The 18,481-nt window shown below is 29.4% G+C and carries 17 protein-coding genes and 1 tRNA gene; 16 read left to right on the forward strand and 2 right to left on the reverse strand.

All coding sequences use genetic code 11. The features are described from left to right. The first annotated feature begins 19 nt into the window (after window positions 1-19). On the forward strand, window positions 20-1,333 hold the full coding sequence (argH, locus tag ACREV6_RS05840) for an argininosuccinate lyase (RefSeq protein ID WP_431577089.1): 1,314 nt from the start codon (window positions 20-22) through the stop codon (window positions 1,331-1,333). Between the two features lie 74 nt (window positions 1,334-1,407). Here argH and ACREV6_RS05845 read toward each other — a convergent pair whose 3' ends face one another. After that, window positions 1,408-2,277: an SDR family oxidoreductase gene (locus ACREV6_RS05845; RefSeq protein ID WP_431577065.1), complete on the reverse strand. Its 870-nt coding sequence runs from the start codon at window positions 2,275-2,277 to the stop codon at window positions 1,408-1,410. A gap of 211 nt (window positions 2,278-2,488) precedes the next feature. Further along, the gene (locus ACREV6_RS05850; RefSeq protein ID WP_431577066.1) at window positions 2,489-3,499 is read right to left on the reverse strand and encodes a patatin-like phospholipase family protein; all 1,011 of its coding nucleotides are present in this window, start codon (window positions 3,497-3,499) and stop codon (window positions 2,489-2,491) included. Window positions 3,500-3,630: 131 nt separating this feature from the next. Between ACREV6_RS05850 and ACREV6_RS05855 the strand changes: the two genes are divergently transcribed. The 15 genes from ACREV6_RS05855 to ACREV6_RS05925 all read left to right on the forward strand — a co-directional run bounded on the left by ACREV6_RS05855 (window position 3,631) and on the right by ACREV6_RS05925 (window position 17,860). Then, a complete protein-coding gene (locus ACREV6_RS05855; protein ID WP_431577067.1) occupies window positions 3,631-3,927 on the forward strand; it encodes a hypothetical protein in 297 nt (98 codons plus the stop codon). A 429-nt stretch (window positions 3,928-4,356) separates the two neighbouring features. Then, window positions 4,357-5,592, forward strand: coding sequence for an MFS transporter (locus tag ACREV6_RS05860; protein ID WP_431577068.1), 1,236 nt, complete (start codon window positions 4,357-4,359; stop codon window positions 5,590-5,592). Between the two features lie 298 nt (window positions 5,593-5,890). Next, on the forward strand, window positions 5,891-6,073 hold the full coding sequence (locus tag ACREV6_RS05865) for an alpha/beta-type small acid-soluble spore protein (protein WP_216298783.1): 183 nt from the start codon (window positions 5,891-5,893) through the stop codon (window positions 6,071-6,073). A 158-nt stretch (window positions 6,074-6,231) separates the two neighbouring features. Further along, a tRNA-Glu gene (locus tag ACREV6_RS05870) sits at window positions 6,232-6,306 on the forward strand. 851 nt (window positions 6,307-7,157) lie between these two features. After that, a complete protein-coding gene (locus ACREV6_RS05875) occupies window positions 7,158-7,655 on the forward strand; it encodes a site-2 protease family protein (RefSeq protein ID WP_431577069.1) in 498 nt (165 codons plus the stop codon). Between the two features lie 224 nt (window positions 7,656-7,879). After that, complete coding sequence (locus ACREV6_RS05880) at window positions 7,880-8,743, forward strand: GNAT family N-acetyltransferase (RefSeq protein ID WP_431577070.1); 864 nt, start codon at window positions 7,880-7,882, stop codon at window positions 8,741-8,743. 69 nt (window positions 8,744-8,812) lie between these two features. Further along, the gene (locus ACREV6_RS05885) at window positions 8,813-9,976 is read left to right on the forward strand and encodes an SEC-C metal-binding domain-containing protein (RefSeq protein WP_431577071.1); all 1,164 of its coding nucleotides are present in this window, start codon (window positions 8,813-8,815) and stop codon (window positions 9,974-9,976) included. A 45-nt stretch (window positions 9,977-10,021) separates the two neighbouring features. Further along, window positions 10,022-10,273, forward strand: a complete 252-nt coding sequence (locus ACREV6_RS05890) for a hypothetical protein (protein WP_431577072.1) — start codon at window positions 10,022-10,024, stop codon at window positions 10,271-10,273. Between the two features lie 27 nt (window positions 10,274-10,300). After that, window positions 10,301-10,663: a hypothetical protein gene (locus ACREV6_RS05895; protein ID WP_431577073.1), complete on the forward strand. Its 363-nt coding sequence runs from the start codon at window positions 10,301-10,303 to the stop codon at window positions 10,661-10,663. A gap of 124 nt (window positions 10,664-10,787) precedes the next feature. Beyond that, window positions 10,788-11,897 carry a hypothetical protein gene (locus ACREV6_RS05900; protein WP_431577074.1) on the forward strand — a complete coding sequence of 370 codons (1,110 nt, stop codon included), beginning with the start codon at window positions 10,788-10,790 and terminating at the stop codon, window positions 11,895-11,897. A 136-nt stretch (window positions 11,898-12,033) separates the two neighbouring features. Beyond that, on the forward strand, window positions 12,034-12,774 hold the full coding sequence (locus tag ACREV6_RS05905) for a hypothetical protein (protein ID WP_431577075.1): 741 nt from the start codon (window positions 12,034-12,036) through the stop codon (window positions 12,772-12,774). A gap of 33 nt (window positions 12,775-12,807) precedes the next feature. Beyond that, window positions 12,808-14,673: a beta/alpha barrel domain-containing protein gene (locus ACREV6_RS05910; RefSeq protein ID WP_431577076.1), complete on the forward strand. Its 1,866-nt coding sequence runs from the start codon at window positions 12,808-12,810 to the stop codon at window positions 14,671-14,673. A 181-nt stretch (window positions 14,674-14,854) separates the two neighbouring features. Beyond that, the gene (locus ACREV6_RS05915; RefSeq protein ID WP_431577077.1) at window positions 14,855-15,895 is read left to right on the forward strand and encodes a hypothetical protein; all 1,041 of its coding nucleotides are present in this window, start codon (window positions 14,855-14,857) and stop codon (window positions 15,893-15,895) included. Window positions 15,896-16,043: 148 nt separating this feature from the next. Next, window positions 16,044-16,985, forward strand: coding sequence for a hypothetical protein (locus ACREV6_RS05920; RefSeq protein WP_431577078.1), 942 nt, complete (start codon window positions 16,044-16,046; stop codon window positions 16,983-16,985). A 143-nt stretch (window positions 16,986-17,128) separates the two neighbouring features. Continuing rightward, a complete protein-coding gene (locus ACREV6_RS05925) occupies window positions 17,129-17,860 on the forward strand; it encodes a YecA family protein (protein WP_431577079.1) in 732 nt (243 codons plus the stop codon). Window positions 17,861-18,481: the final 621 nt, after the last annotated feature.

Raw genomic sequence — 18,481 nt, forward strand, 5'->3', positions numbered from 1 at the left:
GGGTTAGCTGGTGATATTTATGAAACTTTGGGGTGGAAGATTTATTGAAAAAGAAAGCAGGCTTATGGAGGATTTTAATAGTTCTCTAAGCTTTGATAAAAGATTATATTATGAGGATATTATGGGTAGCATAGCTCATGTTAAAATGCTTGCTAAATGTAGCATTTTAACTTATGAGGAATGTGATACTATAGTTGGTGGATTGATTTCTATCCTTTCAGATATTGAAGAGGGAAAACTTAAAATTGAAGGTGATTATGAGGATATTCACAGTTTTATGGAAATACAACTTACAAAGCTTGTAGGCGATGTAGGTAAAAAGCTTCATACAGCAAGAAGTCGAAATGATCAGGTTGCTGTGGATATGAGATTATATTCAAAACATAAAGCAAAGGAAGTTATTGAAAATTTAGAGGTTATTTTAAGTACTATTAAAAAAGTAGGAAATGACAATGCTGTTATAATGCCTGGTTATACACATCTACAAAGAGCCCAACCCGTAACCTTCAAACAGCATATTATGGCATACTATAATATGCTAGGGCGAGATGTGAAAAGGATTATAAGTGCTATTGACATTATGGATGAAAATCCTCTTGGATGTTGTGCTCTAGCAGGCACAACCTATGATACAGATAGAAGTCTTACAACGACAGAACTGGGATTTAAAAAACCAGTAGATAATTTTATGGATGGGGTAAGTGATAGAGATTATCTATTAGAACTTTTATCATGTTTTTCTATAATAATGATGCATCTTAGTAGACTCAGTGAGGAACTCATTTTATGGAGTAGTAAGGAATTTAATTTTATTGAAATTAGTGATGAATTCTCTACTGGCAGTAGTATAATGCCACAAAAAAGAAATCCAGATGCAGCAGAATTAATTAGAGGGAAAACTGGAAGAGTATATGGAGATTTAATGAGTTTGCTTACCACTATGAAAGGCATTCCACTAGCTTATAATAAAGATATGCAAGAAGATAAGGAGCCTTTCTTTGACGGAGCGTCTACAGTATTAAAATGCATAAAGATTATGAATGGAATGCTAAGTTCTTTAAAGATTAAAAAGGATAATATGTATAATGCAGTTAAAACAGGATTTTTAAATGCTACGGAAGCTGCAGATTATCTTGTAAATAAGGGCGCAGCCTTTAGAGATGCTCATGGAGTTATAGGTGCTATAGTGTTACATTGTGAACAAAATCATAAGGCTATAGAGGATTTAAGTTTACAAGAGCTTAAGGTCTTTAGCGATTTATTCCAAAATGATGTATATGAATTTATAGATTATGAAAATACTTTAAGTAGAGGCATAAAAAAAGAAATGTAATGACCCCTCGGGGTGGTAAAAAGCCCTTTTAAATAAAAACAAGTAACTGTTGCCCCCCAACAGTTACTTGTTTTTTAGTAGTTAAAATCATTAAGACAATTTTTAATTCCACCTACAGTTTCAGGCAAATCAATACCCTGCTTTTTTAATTTATTATTACTTATTCGAAGGTCCCTTGGATGGTCATTATACTTATCAATATCTTTTTCTAAATAATTATCGGCTTTATGGCCTAAGCCAATTTCTTTTAATATGAGCAATGCTATATCATAAGTGCTTAAATCATTTTCACTTCCTGTGTGATAAATTCCGTAGGGAAGATTAAAAATTTTATGAAAGTTTTCTATTAAATCGTAAACATAAGTCATTCCTCTAAATTCATTTATGGGTAATTTTATTTTCTTATCTTTTAAAACAGAAGATACAACATTCCATAGAATATTAGAACTTACCCTGCAGTTTTTTTCTGGAAATCCAAACAACCAACTAAATCTTAAAATCCATAGTTCATCAATAATTCCTTTTAATTCATTTTCAGCTTGGAGTTTGTGTTTTCCATAAACTGTATTAGGTATTGGAATGCTATTTTCATTATAGGGTCCTGATTCAAAATTGCCATTAAAAATCTGTTCAGAACTTAAATATACTAACTTGGATTTTGTTAGATTGCAAGCTTTAGCAATGTTAATTGAACCTTTAACATTTATTTCATAAGAAAGTTTTGGACTTCTTTCACACAAACCAGTATCAGCAATGGCAGCAGTATGTATTACATAGTCAGGTTTAAAGTTTTGAATTATTTCTAAGCACTTACCTTCATCTGTTATATCTAGGTCGCTATGGGCTAATGGGAGTATTTCGTATTTATTCTTATAATATGTATAAAACCTTGATGCAAAGAAACCGTTAGCACCTGTTAATAATATTTTTTTAATATAAATCACCTCGTTTTTTCTTTATAATTATAATATCATAAAATTTAAATTATGACCAAATTTAGTTAATACATCTTAAATAATAAATTATAGCAAGTTACTTAAAAGTAAAACAATGATTGTAGTAGATAAAGCAGCATTTATGCGTATGTTGCTGAGGAACATACGCATAAAAAATGGTCATGAAGTTGTGGAAGAAGCATGTTTTTAGTAATTCTTGTTATTTAAAAGAATTACCTCTGAAGATTAAATGTTTATTATAATTATTTTCCCAACTCTTAAGGAATTCTCTCGCACAAACTTCACCTGAATTATATAAATCCATAATTTTCTTATTGGAAATATTAAAATCTGTGGTTTTAATATCAAGAGTATCAATTTTTACAGTTCGCAAGTAATCCATTTCTCTTATATGAATATCATCTTGTGCTTCTAGCATAGTCTCAATAATTGAACTAGTGAAATTCAAGATATTTGTGATTTTATGTTCTCGCACCTCTGTGTTTCCACCTAGTTTAAAACCAATGGTTGGGCAGCTGGGAATGCCATTTACATCAAAAATCCAAACCGGGTAATTGCTTAGAACCCCGCCATCAACAATGAGAGACTTTTTATTAGTATTTACATTATACAAATTTACTGGCTGGAAAAAGTAGGGGATGGATATACTCATCCTTACTGCCAGACTCACTTGGAGTTCATCAGGATTTATGCCATAGTCTGCAATATCTTCTGGTAGTATTAGCATCTTCCCATTGCTAATATCTGTTGCTATAATATGCAGTTTGTATTTTCTTTTGTACTTGTTATTATTTAAAAGAATACCCTTTTCATCCGGTATAATCAAATCTCCAAAGGTTACTTTTCTTTCGCTTTTAAACGAGAGTTTATTTGAAAGAGCTTCATCAATCCAGTTCTTTAAATAATCACCATTAAAAATTCCTTTCTTAAAAATCATATTATAAAAATTAGAGAATATAGGTATATTAAAACGATTTTTATCAGCAATTTTCTTAAAGTCTAGCTGTAGCATTAATCTTTTTATCTCTTCAGCACAGCAACCTACTGCAACTAGTGTAGCCACAATAGAGCCAGCTGATGTTCCTGAAATATTTTTCCAATGATATTCATTATCTTCAAATGTCTTTAAGGCGCCCACAAGGCCAATACCTTTAACTCCACCACCTTCAAACACTGCATCTGCAAATTTTATATTGTTAAGAACACCCATATAGATCACCCCTTACGAGTATCATATGATTAACAATACCATCTTGTCATATGTTAAAAAAATAAACTTCATTTACACATCTTCTAAGAAATGAATATAATAGAATATAATAATTGTAATAGGTGAATTATATGAAAAAATTAGAAGATTACACACCTAATGAATTAGCTACTTTATCAACAATAATAGGGATTATTATTGCATCTAAATATAATATTAACCAACAAAATGTGGTAGGCAATTTTTTAGATGGTGTGGGACAGACTTTATTTATAATTGCAGCCCAGGCTCAAAATTTACAACAACAATCAGGAAATTCTGATACGAAAAATGGAAATAATAATTCAAATAGCAGTAACGTGCATTTGCAAAAACAAATAGATGAACTTAAAGAACATATCAAAAAGTTTCAAAATAATATGAAATGATAAATAAAATGCCTTGCTTAAAACTAATTAAGTTGGGTGTTTAATTTTTATGTGAGTAAGATTGTATTATAAATTAATAGTTGTGAGATTATATGAACAAAAACAGGCTTATAGTGTGTGTGTTATGTTATTATTTACAAGAATATGTTTATTTAATTTTATATATGGTATATTATACATAATGATTTAAAATTATACATAAAAACTTAAATGATTACTATAATGCAATAAAATAATCATTTGATAAAATCTGATTTAGAGATTATGCGTCTAACGTTTTATTTAAAACAATTAGGAATTTAAAAAATTCTAAATGTGAAGTATTAAGTAGCTGTAATGGAGGTTGTGTTGGTATAGCATATAGTGAATATAAAGATATTAATTGTGCAGATCCAAGATGTAATTACAACATTGGAGGAATATTGAATAATGCAGATCAAAGATAATACTAGTAACAAAAAAAATAAAAAAATACTTAAATTTATAAAAACTCCATTTAATGAATTTTTAAACTTTGACAGTGATGTCAAGAAATATATGATGATGCATTGGTGTGGTGGTTTTTTGTTAATATATACAACGGTACTACCCGTTTTCATGTACAAGATGGGAATCAATATTATAACGGCTAGTACTATATTTAGTATTGCTGCTATATTTGATATGGTTTTAACATATGTTATAAGTAAATTTATCGATAAGGTATCTCCCAATACTTGTATTGCATTAGATTGGTTAACAGAAGCTCTTCCACCATTAATTTATTTTATTGCCAGTACTGGATTTCACTTTTTTTTGGGAGCAGTAACAAGTAGAGTTACAAATGTGCTTAATTCTTCATATCAAATATATGAAAATGAGATATATTCTGAAGATAAGAGGAGTTTAATATATACATATCATTTAATTACTCCAGAAATATTTTCGATTATTTTTTACCCTATAATTGGATATATATTAACTTATAAGTATCCATCAATTAATTCATTTAGAATATTATTTCTAGTGTGTGGTTTAGGCTATTTATTTGTTGCATTAATACCATATAAATGTTTGAAATGGGTTGAGCCTGTAAAAATTAAAACTAATAAAAGTTTAATAAAATTTTCCAAAAGTTTATATATGATTGCTTCGGCACAAATATTGATTAATGCTGCTCTTGGGCTTGTTTCCGGTTTATTAATTAGTTATTATATTTTAGATAAGATGAACGGAACAGTAATGATAATAATATTATTAGAAGTTGCTAGTTCATTAATTATTTTAATAACTGGGTTAGTTACAAAAAATCTTACTTCCTTTATAGCCGAAGAAAAAATTGTACAAATAAGTTTAATTTTTTTTATTTTATTTATAATGTTAATGATAATTTCTAAAAATTATATTCTAATATTCATAGCTTATTCATTTAAAGCAATTGGTAATACTATATGGTTTCCAAGTCATAATTCTTTATTGATGAAATATATTCCTAAAGAGAGAAGAGGGGAAGTTTTTGGAAATATAAGCTCAGCTAATAAGTTGATAGGTATTATATCTCCAATATTATCAGGTATATTAGCATTACAGTTTGGATATTTTGTGCCATTTAGCCTATCAATAATGATATTTATTATTGTAGTAATTATTTATCAAAGAATATTTAGACACAAAATAATTGAATAATAAATTATGTGATTTTATTACTTGGGCTGCTAGTATTGGCTACTACACTAGCATAGTGATAAAAGCAATTCTTTTTGTGCATAAAATAGAACTACGAGGTTTATGTAGATAAATTATTTATAATCAAAAGAGTATGGCGAATTTGCTGACCACTCTAGTAAATTGCATTTAAATATATAAAGTTTAGCTATACTTTTTTTGCCATGGTTACCATTAAAATAATGTTATAAAATATAATAAATATGTACATTCTATTAGTAGAACAAGAAACGAATCAATTTAAAGGAGGTCACATAGTATGGCATACAGAAGTTTAGTACCAGAAGCAAAAGCAGGATTAAACAAATTTAAAATGGAAACTGCAAATCAGTTAGGAGTAAGCTTTACAGACTATAATGGTGACTTAACATCAAGACAATGTGGTTCAGTTGGTGGAGAAATGGTTAAAAAAATGGTAGAGCAATACGAAAGAAATTTATAATTTTAATTAGATAGGGTGTGCAGCAAAACTGTATATCCTATTTTTCTTATGTATCCAAATAAGATTTGAATTTACAATAGATAAATAATCAGCTATTTAGGATACCTATTTGACTTATGTTAAACAAAGAGATATAATAAATCTCGTAGTGTTAATACGGCTCCTTGGTCAAGAGGTTAAGACACCACCCTCTCACGGTGGAATCAGGGGTTCAATTCCCCTAGGAGTCACCAAAACACAAACGTTGATATAGCAGGCTTTACAGCAATGTAAAGCCTGCTATATTTTTATTTTCCCACACCTTTCCCACACCTTTCCCACACAAGTGTTAGAAAGCTTTAGAATGTTATAAAAAGATATACGCTTAAAAGCATCGATATACATAAGATATAGCATAATAAAGAAAGTTATAGAAAGCAATTGATAGAACTTGCTAAGGATTTGTGAAATTAGTTTTATGGAGCAGAAGTGCTCTTTATTTTTGAGAATATTTTAAAACAAGAATATCAGCATTATCTCAAATGACATTGGGTAAATATATGGAGGGGCCTAGTCATAACGATGGCTTATGGATTGCTGTGGTCAAAATTGCTATAGATTGAATTTATCTATGAATATTGAAGAACTAAAAGCAAGATATGTAAATGAGTCATATAGCCATGAATAGACACCTACATAAATGGTAAGCTTTTTAACCTTTTGTCATTAAAATTTTGTATTAAATAATTTAAATAGATTTGCTTGGACAAAAAACATCGGTTAGATATCGGTGTTTTTTTGTTGTTTCATAATATTAAAGGAAAGTTAAGATGGATTGTTTAGTAAATAACGAGTTATTTTGATTTATTATACAAATTTAGAAGGAATATTATAGAAGGATGTAGAAAGATTGTTGGTAGAATGTTTTAGAAGTATTTATGAGTATTATGGCTATAATGGACAGTTCCCCAAATTAGCACTTAGTTTATAAATGTCGGGAATACCGTAGTTAAGCAACATTAAAATAAGAGATTTATATCTGTATGACATTATGAAAATTAGTATAAGTTAATTCAAATTTATACTTAATGGGCAAATAGTTAAAATGAATAATAGTATTATTTTATTTATTGTGTATGGAGTATTAATAAGTTTAATTTCACCAATTCTAACATTTTTACATGAGTTAGGGCATGCCATCAGTGCTTTAATTCTCACAAATGGACAAGTAGATATAACGATAGGAAATTTTGAAAAAAAGCATGTTAGTTTCAAAATTGGTAGGTTGAAAGTTTATTTAAATAAATTCTCGCCATGGGTTGGATATACGTATTTGAGTGAAATACCACAAGAGAAATATAAAAAAATATTATTTTATTTAGGTGGTCCAATTGCTTCAGTATTAGTTGGATTTATATTTACTATTTTAGGCGCTATAACAGAAAATATATTTTTAAAAATACTTTTATGCTCATTTATATTTGGTAGTTATAGTCAATTTTTAACGACCACTATACCGATGACATATAAACATGGAGCATACAAAGGTAGAACAAGTGATGGATATAAAGTAATCAATGTAATTAAAGAAAAGATTGCTTGAAAAACGTCGCTTAACAAAAGCTTGCAATTCGTTGTGGCAGCTTAGGGGTCTTTCTTTAGGGTGGCCACAACACATCCCTTCGCCTCATAAATGGGCTCAGGGGCGTCTGCAAGCAGGAACGTTATGCGCAATCATTAACTATTTTTTGAGCTAGAGCGTAAGTATTTGGTAGCTTTCGGTATGCATTAAAAAAATGTAAAAAACATTTTATAGGGGGAAACAGAATGAGGTACATTGAAGACAGAGATTTTAAGTATAATGATATCCTTGTTAAGCATTTAAGAGCTTACAATTATAAGCATACTGGTGATAGAGAGGTCTCAACAGAGTATTATTATGCAATTGAAGGTGATAAGCTTGTTGGGGCTATATATATTAATCTATTTTGGGATTGGGTAAGTATAGGTAATATATTCTATGAAGATGTTGAAGTTTTAAAGAAACTTATTTCGGAAATATGGCTTCACTATAGTAATCGAGCTGTTGGAATAAATTTAATTACAGAAATTGAATCTTGTGCAAAGGAATTTCAGATGTTAGGATTTGAGCTGATAGGAGTGATGGAAGGTACTCCTAAGACTAAAAGAAGTTTTCATCTACAGAATATCGATTTTAATGTAGAAAGTAATACTAAATTAGAAGTTGTTATAACCACTGAGAAAATTGTTGAATATGATTTAATTCTCCATAATCAGATGGAGAGAATTAATAAAGAAAATGACATTCATGATGTAGAAGAAAAGAATATTATGTTTGTGGCATTAGATAATAATAATAATAATAATAATAATAATAATAATAATAATTTTGCCGGAGGAATTCAGGTAAGCATCACTGAAGATTCTATGTATATTAATCGACTTGTTGTTAGTGAAGAGTATAGAGGGAATCAAATCGGTACAAATCTTATGAATATCATCGAGGATAAAGCAAGAACGCTTGGTATTTATAGCATTAGTACAGGCACTGTAGAATTTCAGGCAAGAGGATTTTATGAGAAACAAGGTTTCAGAGTAGTGATGATTAAAGAAAACGGTCCAAGGGGCTTCGATTCATTTAAAATGACAAAAAGAATAAAGATATTTTAATGTAGTGTATCCGCTACCGCCGTTAATGACTGCGTATAACAAGAATTAATGCAAGGGGATGATTACTAAATGAAACCGGGCAGAAACGAACCATGCCTTTGTGGTAGTGGTAAAAAATATAAAAAATGTTGCATTGACAAAGTGATTATTAATGATAAAGAAATGGAGCAATTGTATTTAAAACAGTATTCATTGATGAAAAATTTAACCATTCAAAATTGTCATCAAATAATTGTTGATGGAAATAAAATCATAAGTGCAAATAAACCGTATAAATTTATTAGTGGAACTTTTACCAATATGGCTCGTGCATATTGGTGCTTATGGAAAGAAATAAATAGTAATGACGATTTAAAAAACGCAAGGGAACTGTGCGACAAGGCGTTAGACTTAAAACCTGAAAATCAACAGGCTTTAATTATTTCTTATGATATCTATATTGAAATACTAGAATTTTCACAAGCAGCACAAGCATTAAAGTCAGTTAAAGACATGTCAATTTTAAAAAAAGCTGAGCAACAAATTGTAATGAGTTATCAACATGCTATTGATTGTGCTAATTCAACAGATTTTAACGAAGAAAGCCAAAAGGGTCTATCAGAAATTACAGATTATCTATTTGAGAAATATGGGAAAAATGCAGGGTTGTGTGGTGTTGCAACATCGTTCTATATAGGAATTGGGAATGATACTCTTCGTGCGTATGAATTAGCGAAATGTTGCGTTGAACAATGGCCGAATCCTGAAGTATATTGTACATTGGGGCTAATATCGCTATATCCGGAAATAAATAGAATAACAGAATCTATCGATTATTTAACTAAGGCATTGGAACTGTCTAAAGATGACATTCTTACATTTGGTATAAAGAGCAATCTAGTAATTTCATTAATGCAAAACAAACAATATGATAAAGCTTATGATTTAGTAAATCAACTAATTAAGCTGAACCCTAATAATCAAAATTATTCTAATTATGCAGAATTATTGAAGCGAAAAGGAAACTATAAGGAAGCTATTCAATGGTGTAAAAAGGCATTATTCTTGGTGGAGGATGATACTACATTGCTAGTTTTGGCAGACATTTATAAAAAAAATAAAGGATTCGAGTTAGCAGTAGAAACTTACATAGCCTGTTTGAATTCTATACAGTACAATGAAAATACTTACGCTTTTTTAGATGAGTATGGTTCGTTGATGCATTCTTTAGCTTCCAATAGTGCGATGGGATAGATTGAATATGAGGTTTATAAAGGTCTGATTTCTGTATACAATGAATTGGGAGATTATAATAATGCGCAAGCATTTTTAAAAATAGCTAAAGAAAAGTTGCCAGAAAAAAGTGAATGGGAAATATGGGATCAGATTTTACCTAAACTAGACGACATTAGTGGGGCCTACCAAAAGGCAAAAGAAGCGTTGCAAAATGAATTAGAGAAGAATAAATATCAGCGTGGCTATTTTAGAAAATGGGCTGCTGATCTAATTACGCTTCAAAACAATTCTTTAAATATTGATTTAGAGGAATAAGACAATTGGGAGCATTATGAAGCTAAGATGGATGGAATCTTAGCAAATATGAAAAAAAACACAGTTAACGAAACTGAGTTACAGACTAAAATCCAGGGAGAAGTTAATGCTAATTATCCACATTTAGATAGTACAGCAAAAGAATTTTTGGTTACAGCTAATTTATTATTTGAACTCCATCAAAATAGCGTAATAGATTTTGCACCAATTATTGTCGAATATTCTAAAGTGGTTGAAAAGCAACTAAGATACTTATTGGGATCATTGTTAACAGCAGAAGAAAAAATGCTTGGTCAAGTAATATGGAAAATAAAAGAAGACTCTATTCCCCCATATTGTTTACTAATAATTTACTATGCAATTTACGATAATGCGGTTAGTTTTTTGTAAACAGTATAGATATAAAACTTCCCATTATGTCTATAATGCGAAGTTGAAAAAATGAATACTTAATTGATAAGTTCTGTGAAAATGAATAACTTGGATATGATAAACTTGTAAAATAATAAGCTGCATGAATTGTTATAAACAACTTGATAAATCGGAATTTGAAGGTGAAGTAATGGTAGTAATCGATGCATATGGAAAGATAGAGAAAACGGTAATTTCTAAGAAATTACAACTATATATAGCTAATTTACCGAATGAAAAAGATAATGAGTGGAAACAAGAGTTGGTAAGAGTTATGGAACAAGAGATTAGCCAACAAGAGCTTGATAACTCTGAATTCGAGAAAGATTATGGAAAGAACCTTAAATCATCATATAATGCAAAATATTTGAAAAGAATAGTTGATGATAATTTTAATACACCTGATAGAATGGAAGAAAGTGATATATCTAGTTATTTAAATTATATTGCAGATAATATGACTTATTTGTTTTTTGATTATGGAAATGAAAGCATGCCATTTTTTGATTGGGAAACTAATTGTTTTGATGGCCGTCTTTGTGAAGAAGATTATGCTGAAAAAATTATTAATTTTATTCGTTTTGTAAGAAAAAACAATAAAGAATTGCTGTCTCCTACATGTGTATATTCTAGCAATATAAACAATTTTGAGAAAACTAGGGTTATATCCATATTATCTTTTACTTATAAGAGAAAAGAAACATTAGATGAATATATATCACAGCTTAAAAAGTGGGGTGAAAGTTTAGATCAATTTCTTGAAAATGAAAATGATTATTACAAGTTTGATTATATAGTAAATGCATTATATAAAGATAACGAATATAATACGAATCATTTGTTTAGATCTTATTCACTGATAGAAATGTTGCTTTTAAAATCAGGTGAAAAAACAGAGAAGCTAGATGGAAAATTAGCAATATTCTTAGAACCTACTTATGGTACTGAGTGTAAAAATGTAGCACGCCTTTTGAGGCAGATGAGAAACAAAATTGGGCATGGAGATTTTATTGCATTTAATATAAAATCTGAAGAGTTTGCCGTAGCTTATATGAATCAATTTAGTTTTGACTATTCTGAATACAGTCGATTAAATTGGGTTCTACTCGATGTCTGTTGTCTTCTAGATAATTTGTTAGCAGAAGTACTATTTGAAATATTACATGATAAATATAGGATAGATAAAATTAAAAATAATACTGTTACTATGTAAATAAAGTAACTGATAACTTAGTTATGCTGAAATCTTCTTTCAACAGGTTATACACATTAAAGAGTATAAAAAGAAAGGAAGTGAGAGTTTAAAAGCATTGTATATTTGTTATACATTAGCTTGCTAAACATAACTTATGAGTAAAATTAATAATAAAGAAGTGGAATATTTAAAAAAGAAAATTTCGGAAGTATCATATAATCCAAAACGTTTTAAGGTGTTTTTGGGAGAAGATAGATTTTTATTTGGTGTAATTTCTCCTGAAGGTGAAGAAGCGCCATTTAGTAAATTAATGCAATATAAGACTATATATGATACATTACAAAATTTAGATTGGAAAATAAAAATCTCACTTATAAAAGGTATTGACTATGCATATTCTGAATCAGTTCAAGAAAATTTTAGTTTGGTTGACATTAATTCAGAAGAAGAAAGTTTAGCATACTATTATATAGAAAATGCTTTATTTAGAACCTCAAGTTTATGGGACATGTTAGCACAGCTATACTGTTTGTTTTATGAAATTAATATTAGAAAAGATAGGATTTACTATAATAAAATTTTTAATCCAAATTCATCACATGCTGCTAAATTTAAAGAAAAGGCAATAGGCATTAACAATTATATATGGCAAGAAGATGAGACAGGTATAGAGGGGGAATGGAAAGGAAATCACAAATATACTAATGACTGTAGAAATAAAATGACACATCGAAATTCACCTAATGTTACAACCATAAGTGATTATGATTTTAATTTCAAGGACCATCCGTCATTTATCTTAAAAAGGATTATTGAAGACTATGCAGTTATTTCTAAGTATCTTAGAGAAATGTTAGATGAAATAGAGAAAGGATTTTTAAAGGATAAATCATAAATATAAGCATAACTAATTATAGGGGGAGAATTAATGAGTGTAATTGAATTAGCAGGAAGACTAAAGGAAACCGTTAGATTAAATGATCTAGACTATCAATGTAAAGATGTTAACTTAGATAAAGATTTTTTACTAGAATTTGCTAAAGAGCTAGTGAAGAAGATTCATAATGATTTATCTAAACCTAAGATTTATTATAAAAAGTTCTTCGATGAAGAAATAATTTCAGAAGTTAAATTTGAAATTCAAATAGATATACATCAATATAGAATTGTTCTTACAAGAGATACATATGGGGATAGGATAATAATTGGATGTCGTATAGAATCAGAAAATGAAGAATTAGAACTGTTTGGAACAGTTTATAATGTAAAAATTAAAATTATTGAATCGTTTAATAAGATTTGTGAGAATTCAAATATTTTTATGCTTCAAGATTTTAATAATGAATTAATATGTCAAACGGCATATTTAAAAATTCATAAAGTTGAAAATCGATTAAGAAATTTAATAACTAAATATTTAATGAAGAAATACGGACGTTTAGTGCTTTCAAATTCTTTGAAAAACGAGGTTGATCAATATTCAAAATGGTTTAGGGATGAGACAAAAGGAAAGTATCTCACATTTAAAAGAATAAATACCGACTATTCCAATTTAGACTTTTCTAAAATTATAAAAATACTAGATCTAAAAGATGTTAATTGCATTAATGAATCAGAAACTTCAATTAGCACAGAACTAGGAACTTTGAATGACTTATTAAGCGATGATATTAATTTTAAAGAAGTTAATAAACAAATTTCTAAGATAAAAGGTCGAATAGCTAAAAGAGAAAATGTCTTTGCTGATTCAATGAGTGAGGCAGAGTGTAAAGACATGTTTGGTAATAAGAATGAAAGAAGTGATTTAGGAACGATTCTTGATAATGATTTTAGAGATTTGTGGGGAAATGAACTTTCAAAGATGCGAAATATGATTGCTCACAATAAACCTGTTTGTAGGGAACTATTTAACGATATAGTATCTAATTGTGATGAAGCGAATAAAAAATTTGATGAATGTTTTGATTTCATAAATCAACATTTTTATTCTGATGAAGAAGGGGTTTTTAGTGCCTTAGAAGATATGGCTTATGAAGAAGAAGAAAGAAATTTCTTTGATATTGAAAAAGCAAGAAAAGAAGTAGGTATTCAGTTCAGTTTATCAGAAAGTGTTATAGAGGATGAACTTATTGAATGTTCAAAACCAATACAACGGTTTATTGATACTATAGCTGTTCTTGGAGATATGAGAGCGTATTTTGAAATAATAGAGAGTTTAAATGAAGAATATAGAATTATTGATGATGAGGATATAACTACTGAATTTAAACTAGAAGTTTTTACAAAAATTAATAAGGAGTTATGTTTAGGAAAAAAATTCAGTGATGTAAGTGATTTGGAGTTAATTGATATTATATATGAATTGTTATACTCTGATGTTGATATTGACCAAGCTATTTCAACATATACTGATGACAATTTATATCCTTACTGGGATGAGAAGTTTGAACGTTTTAGTATGGATTATGAGGTGAATTGGTTCTCGTCAGATAATAAAAATTATAAAGTTAATTTTAATGGAGAGCTTGACCCTGAAAATAACGGTAGAGATTTGTTAGACTTTAACTTAATAATTGATAGTGAGAATAAACGAACATATACTATTCAAATCAGTTATGGTGATTATGCTGAGCCGTCAGAAGGTGGTATAGAGGACAACATAGTTGATGAATTGATTTCAGATATTGAGCAATCTATTAGTAATACTCATATGAATTTTGAGCGAATTTATAGAATTGCTAAAGAATTAATGGAATCATTGGATAAATATAAAGCTCAACGAGAAAATAAGTAAAATATAATTTCCATATCCATATCCATATCCATATACCCATTAGGCTAATAATCTGCAGTTTAATTATTGCTGTATTTTGTACAAGTACTAATGTCTATAATCAGAAGTCGGGAAATGAATACTTAATTTATGAGTGTCGGGAATGCCGTAGTTATGGGAAATTAAAATACTAGGAGATGTTATGATGGAATATAGTATTAAAATTCAATTAGACAACAATGATGAGGACGAAATACTCTTTGACGATAAGTCAGAATACTATCCGCAAAAGTATGATAGTGTAAAAATAGGCAGTAAAACAATTGAAATTAACTTTAAAAGACAGGGAAAAAAGAACTTAGAGAATTTAATTAGGAATAATAATAGCACAGTTACTGAGCAAATAACAAAATCACTATGTTATTTATATGCTCTTATTGGGAGAAAAGTAGTAATCGAGAACATCTATATTTGTAGAATAGAGAATGGTGAGATTGTAGAAGAATATACTTTTAGTGAAATAAATCAACCTTTTTCTAGAGAATTACCAGATCGACTTAGATTTAATCATAATGTTCTTAAAGAGTTATTTTCATATGGTGAAAAATCTAAAATGTTAATAATTGCCTTTGTATCATATTTCAAAGCATTAAATGAAAATTTACATGGTGAGAGATTTAATGAGTTGTGGAAATCGTTTAATTGTCTTTATACAGGTATCAGTGGAAAAGAACAAGAAATGGATAAACTTATTTTTATAAGATGGTTCTTAGAAAGAAATCTATCTTATTTTAGTAGTTCTTTGAACTTGATAGATTCTCATGATAAGGACTCAATAAGACAGTTATCTATAGCTAAAATGATATTAAATAACTTCGAGGACGAGGCTAAAACGCAAGCATTTCATGATTTTATTATAAGATTTGAAGATTATAGGATTAATGAGGTATTTAAGGATGTTTTAGTAATTAGAAGAAAATTCTTAGTAAATAAAGGTTTACTTGTGAATGTTGAGAATCATATTAGTTCAAAGATTGCTTTGAAAAAGAAAAATAACTTAGAGTTACTTTGCTTTTATATATTGAAATATTCATACTTTGTACGGAATAAATATTTCCACGCAGAGAAATTAGATTCAAGTTTTTACTTAGTAAAGACAGCTGAAGTTGGAAATATTGAATTTATTAATAATATTTTTGAGCAATTTTTGCATGATCTTTTATCTTGTAATATGCATTATTAATGTCTTAACTTCCCATAACAAAATATCTCCGTTCGCTTTGCACACCTCTTCACCAGGTGCAAGCACCACCTGGGAGGAAGGACTTCGGAGGTCTGGTTCAGAGGTATCGGAGATACGAAGCGTTATATGAAATTAAATGAGGTGTTTTATGGACTCAAGTGTAGCAAATTTAATTAAAAATCTAAGAAAAATAATTAATAACCCTCGAAAACAATATGAACTAATTCAAAGGAGTGGAGATTGGAGTAAACTTTGTACTTGTATTGATACTATAGAAGATACAGAAAGTGCTATTGAGTATTATTTAAGGCTAAAAGATTTTGATGCACATACTGGAGGTTATCTATTTATTTATGGTTTATTACAAGCGCTTTTTTTGCAACAAGATGCTATTGGAAATTTGCATGATGGAATTTTTGAATCGAGTAAATACTTAAAGGATATATTAGAAAGGTTTCAAGAACTAAGGAATATAAGGGAAATAAGAAACGATTCTATTGGGCATCCGACCAACAGAGGTGGAAAATCGTATCACAGTATAGTGCAACATTCAATTAATAAAAATGGATTTGAATTATATTCGGATTTTGATGATGAAGTTGATAAGTTTAAAAATATCAATTTAATTGAGATTATTAAAGTTCAACGGGACGTCATTGCTTATAGTTTAAAAGGAATACTAAGAAAACTAGAGGAGGAAGAAACCTTGCATAAGAAAATATATAGTGATAATAAGCTGCAAAACTTTTTTATTCATCGTCATTATTGTATTGAAAAACTTAGCAATTGTTTATACTCAGACGAGACCTCAAGTGAAAAAGAAGATTTTGCGTTTAGACAACTAGATATATTTGAGGAAAGTTATTTAGAATTTATTGATGAAATAAAAGAAAGATACGGTTTTATTTTAGATAGTATAAAACATTATCAACCTAAAATTGAGTACGTATTTAGTAAGATTAAGAAGTTTAAAGCTAATGAAGGATTAAACCAAAATATAGAGGCAACCGTTTTAGTTGATATCTTAAATTATTATTTAAGGGAGCTTGAATTAGCTGCTAAGGATGTTGATAAAGAATATTCAGTTTGAGATTCGAATAATAATACATTCAAATTCGCATTGAATATGTGAGGCCAATCCTATGGAAATACCAAGTGTGTATCTCTTTGAAGCCATGTATAACTGGGGTGTGAAAAGTTAGTTGCAATTTTGAAATATGGGGGAAGATAGAAATGAACTTTAAAACGGGAAGAAATGATCAATGCTGGTGTGGTAGTGGAAAAAAGTTTAAGCTCTGTCACTGGCCTGATCAAGGAAATCAGATTAAGACTGAATGGACAACTTTTGGTTCATTTGGAGCTTCAGTTAGGATGGAAAGTCTATTTGCTACGCCAAAAAAAGATATAGGCAAGTTACTGTCAATGATTAAGGAACAAAAAACGAGTGGGACTCGCATATGGCCGTCAAGAACTTTACATTCAATAGGTGATAAACCCGAAATCGAGATTAGAAGATTTTTGGTGGATATTTGTGCTAAATTAGTTGATGAAAACTGGTGTGGTCGGTCTGAAATGTGCATATATTTTGCAGTATTGGTCAGGCATGGCCTCAATTTCCTCAAGCAACCAGCTCAAGTTCACGTAGGAAAGGCAACTTACTTTACTCATGAAAATCAGGATATAAAATTTGAATGGGATCATGCATGGGTAGTTTCCGAAGGGCAGTTAATCGATGGTAATATTGATTCAATGCTGGAGAATCCAATGGTTCCGATTGGAATTGCACCAACTCCATACTGGGGTCCAATTGAAACTACTCCTAAGGATAGAAAGTTTCATTCTAATAGAATTTTGGATAGTTCCCAAGACATAATTGAATTGGATGAGAAAGAAATCACAAGATGGAAACAACAACTAGAGGTTGAAATCCAAGAAAAAATTCTTTCACTGGGGATAGTTCATTAATAATACAGTTGTTTTTTATGAGAATAACACTGAATTCATATCTATGTCACTTCAAGTAGCCATATATTATGATGTATCAAAAGGAAAAAGAAACATTTTTTTATCCTGGACATGCTGATATGAGGTGGAAATTAACTCCAAGCATATATAGAAATCATTGGATAAAAAAGGAGATGTATTATTTAGAGAGACAATTGTAAGAAATCCTAATGAATTTAGAAATTCCAATTCTACTTTTGAGAAGATAATTAACTCTAAATAGGAATTAAATAATATAGACAAGGCTCTAAAAAATCAATTAGATAATGCATGCGAGTGATATAGGGGTATTGAGTACTTCTTATAACATATAACAAGGCACTTAAGTTAGCTTAGGTTTAAGAGTACGGGTATAATACATTCTTTCACTAAGCCAAATCTAGTTAAACTTAGGAAAGTCTTGCTTTCTAAACGTTTTACAAATTTTATTTCAATTGTAACTTCAAATTATCCATATACCCATTAGGCTAATAATGGGAGTGCGACAAGAAGCGGCTTCTTCTTGAAATGTTAGTACAGACTGTAGTCTGATGTCCCAGTAGTAGGGATATTCCCATCCGAAACTGCGTTGGAGGTAACTCT

Origin of the sequence: Clostridium sp., assembly GCF_050717515.1 — a bacterium.
GTDB lineage: Bacteria > Bacillota > Clostridia > Clostridiales > Clostridiaceae > Clostridium_AD.

Coding starts and splice junctions, on each gene's coding strand:
- ACREV6_RS05875 (WP_431577069.1), top strand. CDS start 7,158: ATGAATAATAGTATTATTTTATTTATTGTGTATGGAGTATTAATAAGT.
- ACREV6_RS05925 (WP_431577079.1), top strand. CDS start 17,129: ATGAACTTTAAAACGGGAAGAAATGATCAATGCTGGTGTGGTAGTGGA.
- ACREV6_RS05895 (WP_431577073.1), top strand. CDS start 10,301: ATGGATGGAATCTTAGCAAATATGAAAAAAAACACAGTTAACGAAACT.
- ACREV6_RS05905 (WP_431577075.1), top strand. CDS start 12,034: ATGAGTAAAATTAATAATAAAGAAGTGGAATATTTAAAAAAGAAAATT.
- ACREV6_RS05850 (WP_431577066.1), bottom strand. CDS start 3,499: ATGGGTGTTCTTAACAATATAAAATTTGCAGATGCAGTGTTTGAAGGT.
- ACREV6_RS05900 (WP_431577074.1), top strand. CDS start 10,788: ATGAATTGTTATAAACAACTTGATAAATCGGAATTTGAAGGTGAAGTA.
- argH (WP_431577089.1), top strand. CDS start 20: ATGAAACTTTGGGGTGGAAGATTTATTGAAAAAGAAAGCAGGCTTATG.
- ACREV6_RS05855 (WP_431577067.1), top strand. CDS start 3,631: ATGAAAAAATTAGAAGATTACACACCTAATGAATTAGCTACTTTATCA.
- ACREV6_RS05860 (WP_431577068.1), top strand. CDS start 4,357: ATGCAGATCAAAGATAATACTAGTAACAAAAAAAATAAAAAAATACTT.
- ACREV6_RS05880 (WP_431577070.1), top strand. CDS start 7,880: ATGAGGTACATTGAAGACAGAGATTTTAAGTATAATGATATCCTTGTT.
- ACREV6_RS05920 (WP_431577078.1), top strand. CDS start 16,044: ATGGACTCAAGTGTAGCAAATTTAATTAAAAATCTAAGAAAAATAATT.
- ACREV6_RS05865 (WP_216298783.1), top strand. CDS start 5,891: ATGGCATACAGAAGTTTAGTACCAGAAGCAAAAGCAGGATTAAACAAA.
- ACREV6_RS05910 (WP_431577076.1), top strand. CDS start 12,808: ATGAGTGTAATTGAATTAGCAGGAAGACTAAAGGAAACCGTTAGATTA.
- ACREV6_RS05915 (WP_431577077.1), top strand. CDS start 14,855: ATGATGGAATATAGTATTAAAATTCAATTAGACAACAATGATGAGGAC.
- ACREV6_RS05885 (WP_431577071.1), top strand. CDS start 8,813: ATGAAACCGGGCAGAAACGAACCATGCCTTTGTGGTAGTGGTAAAAAA.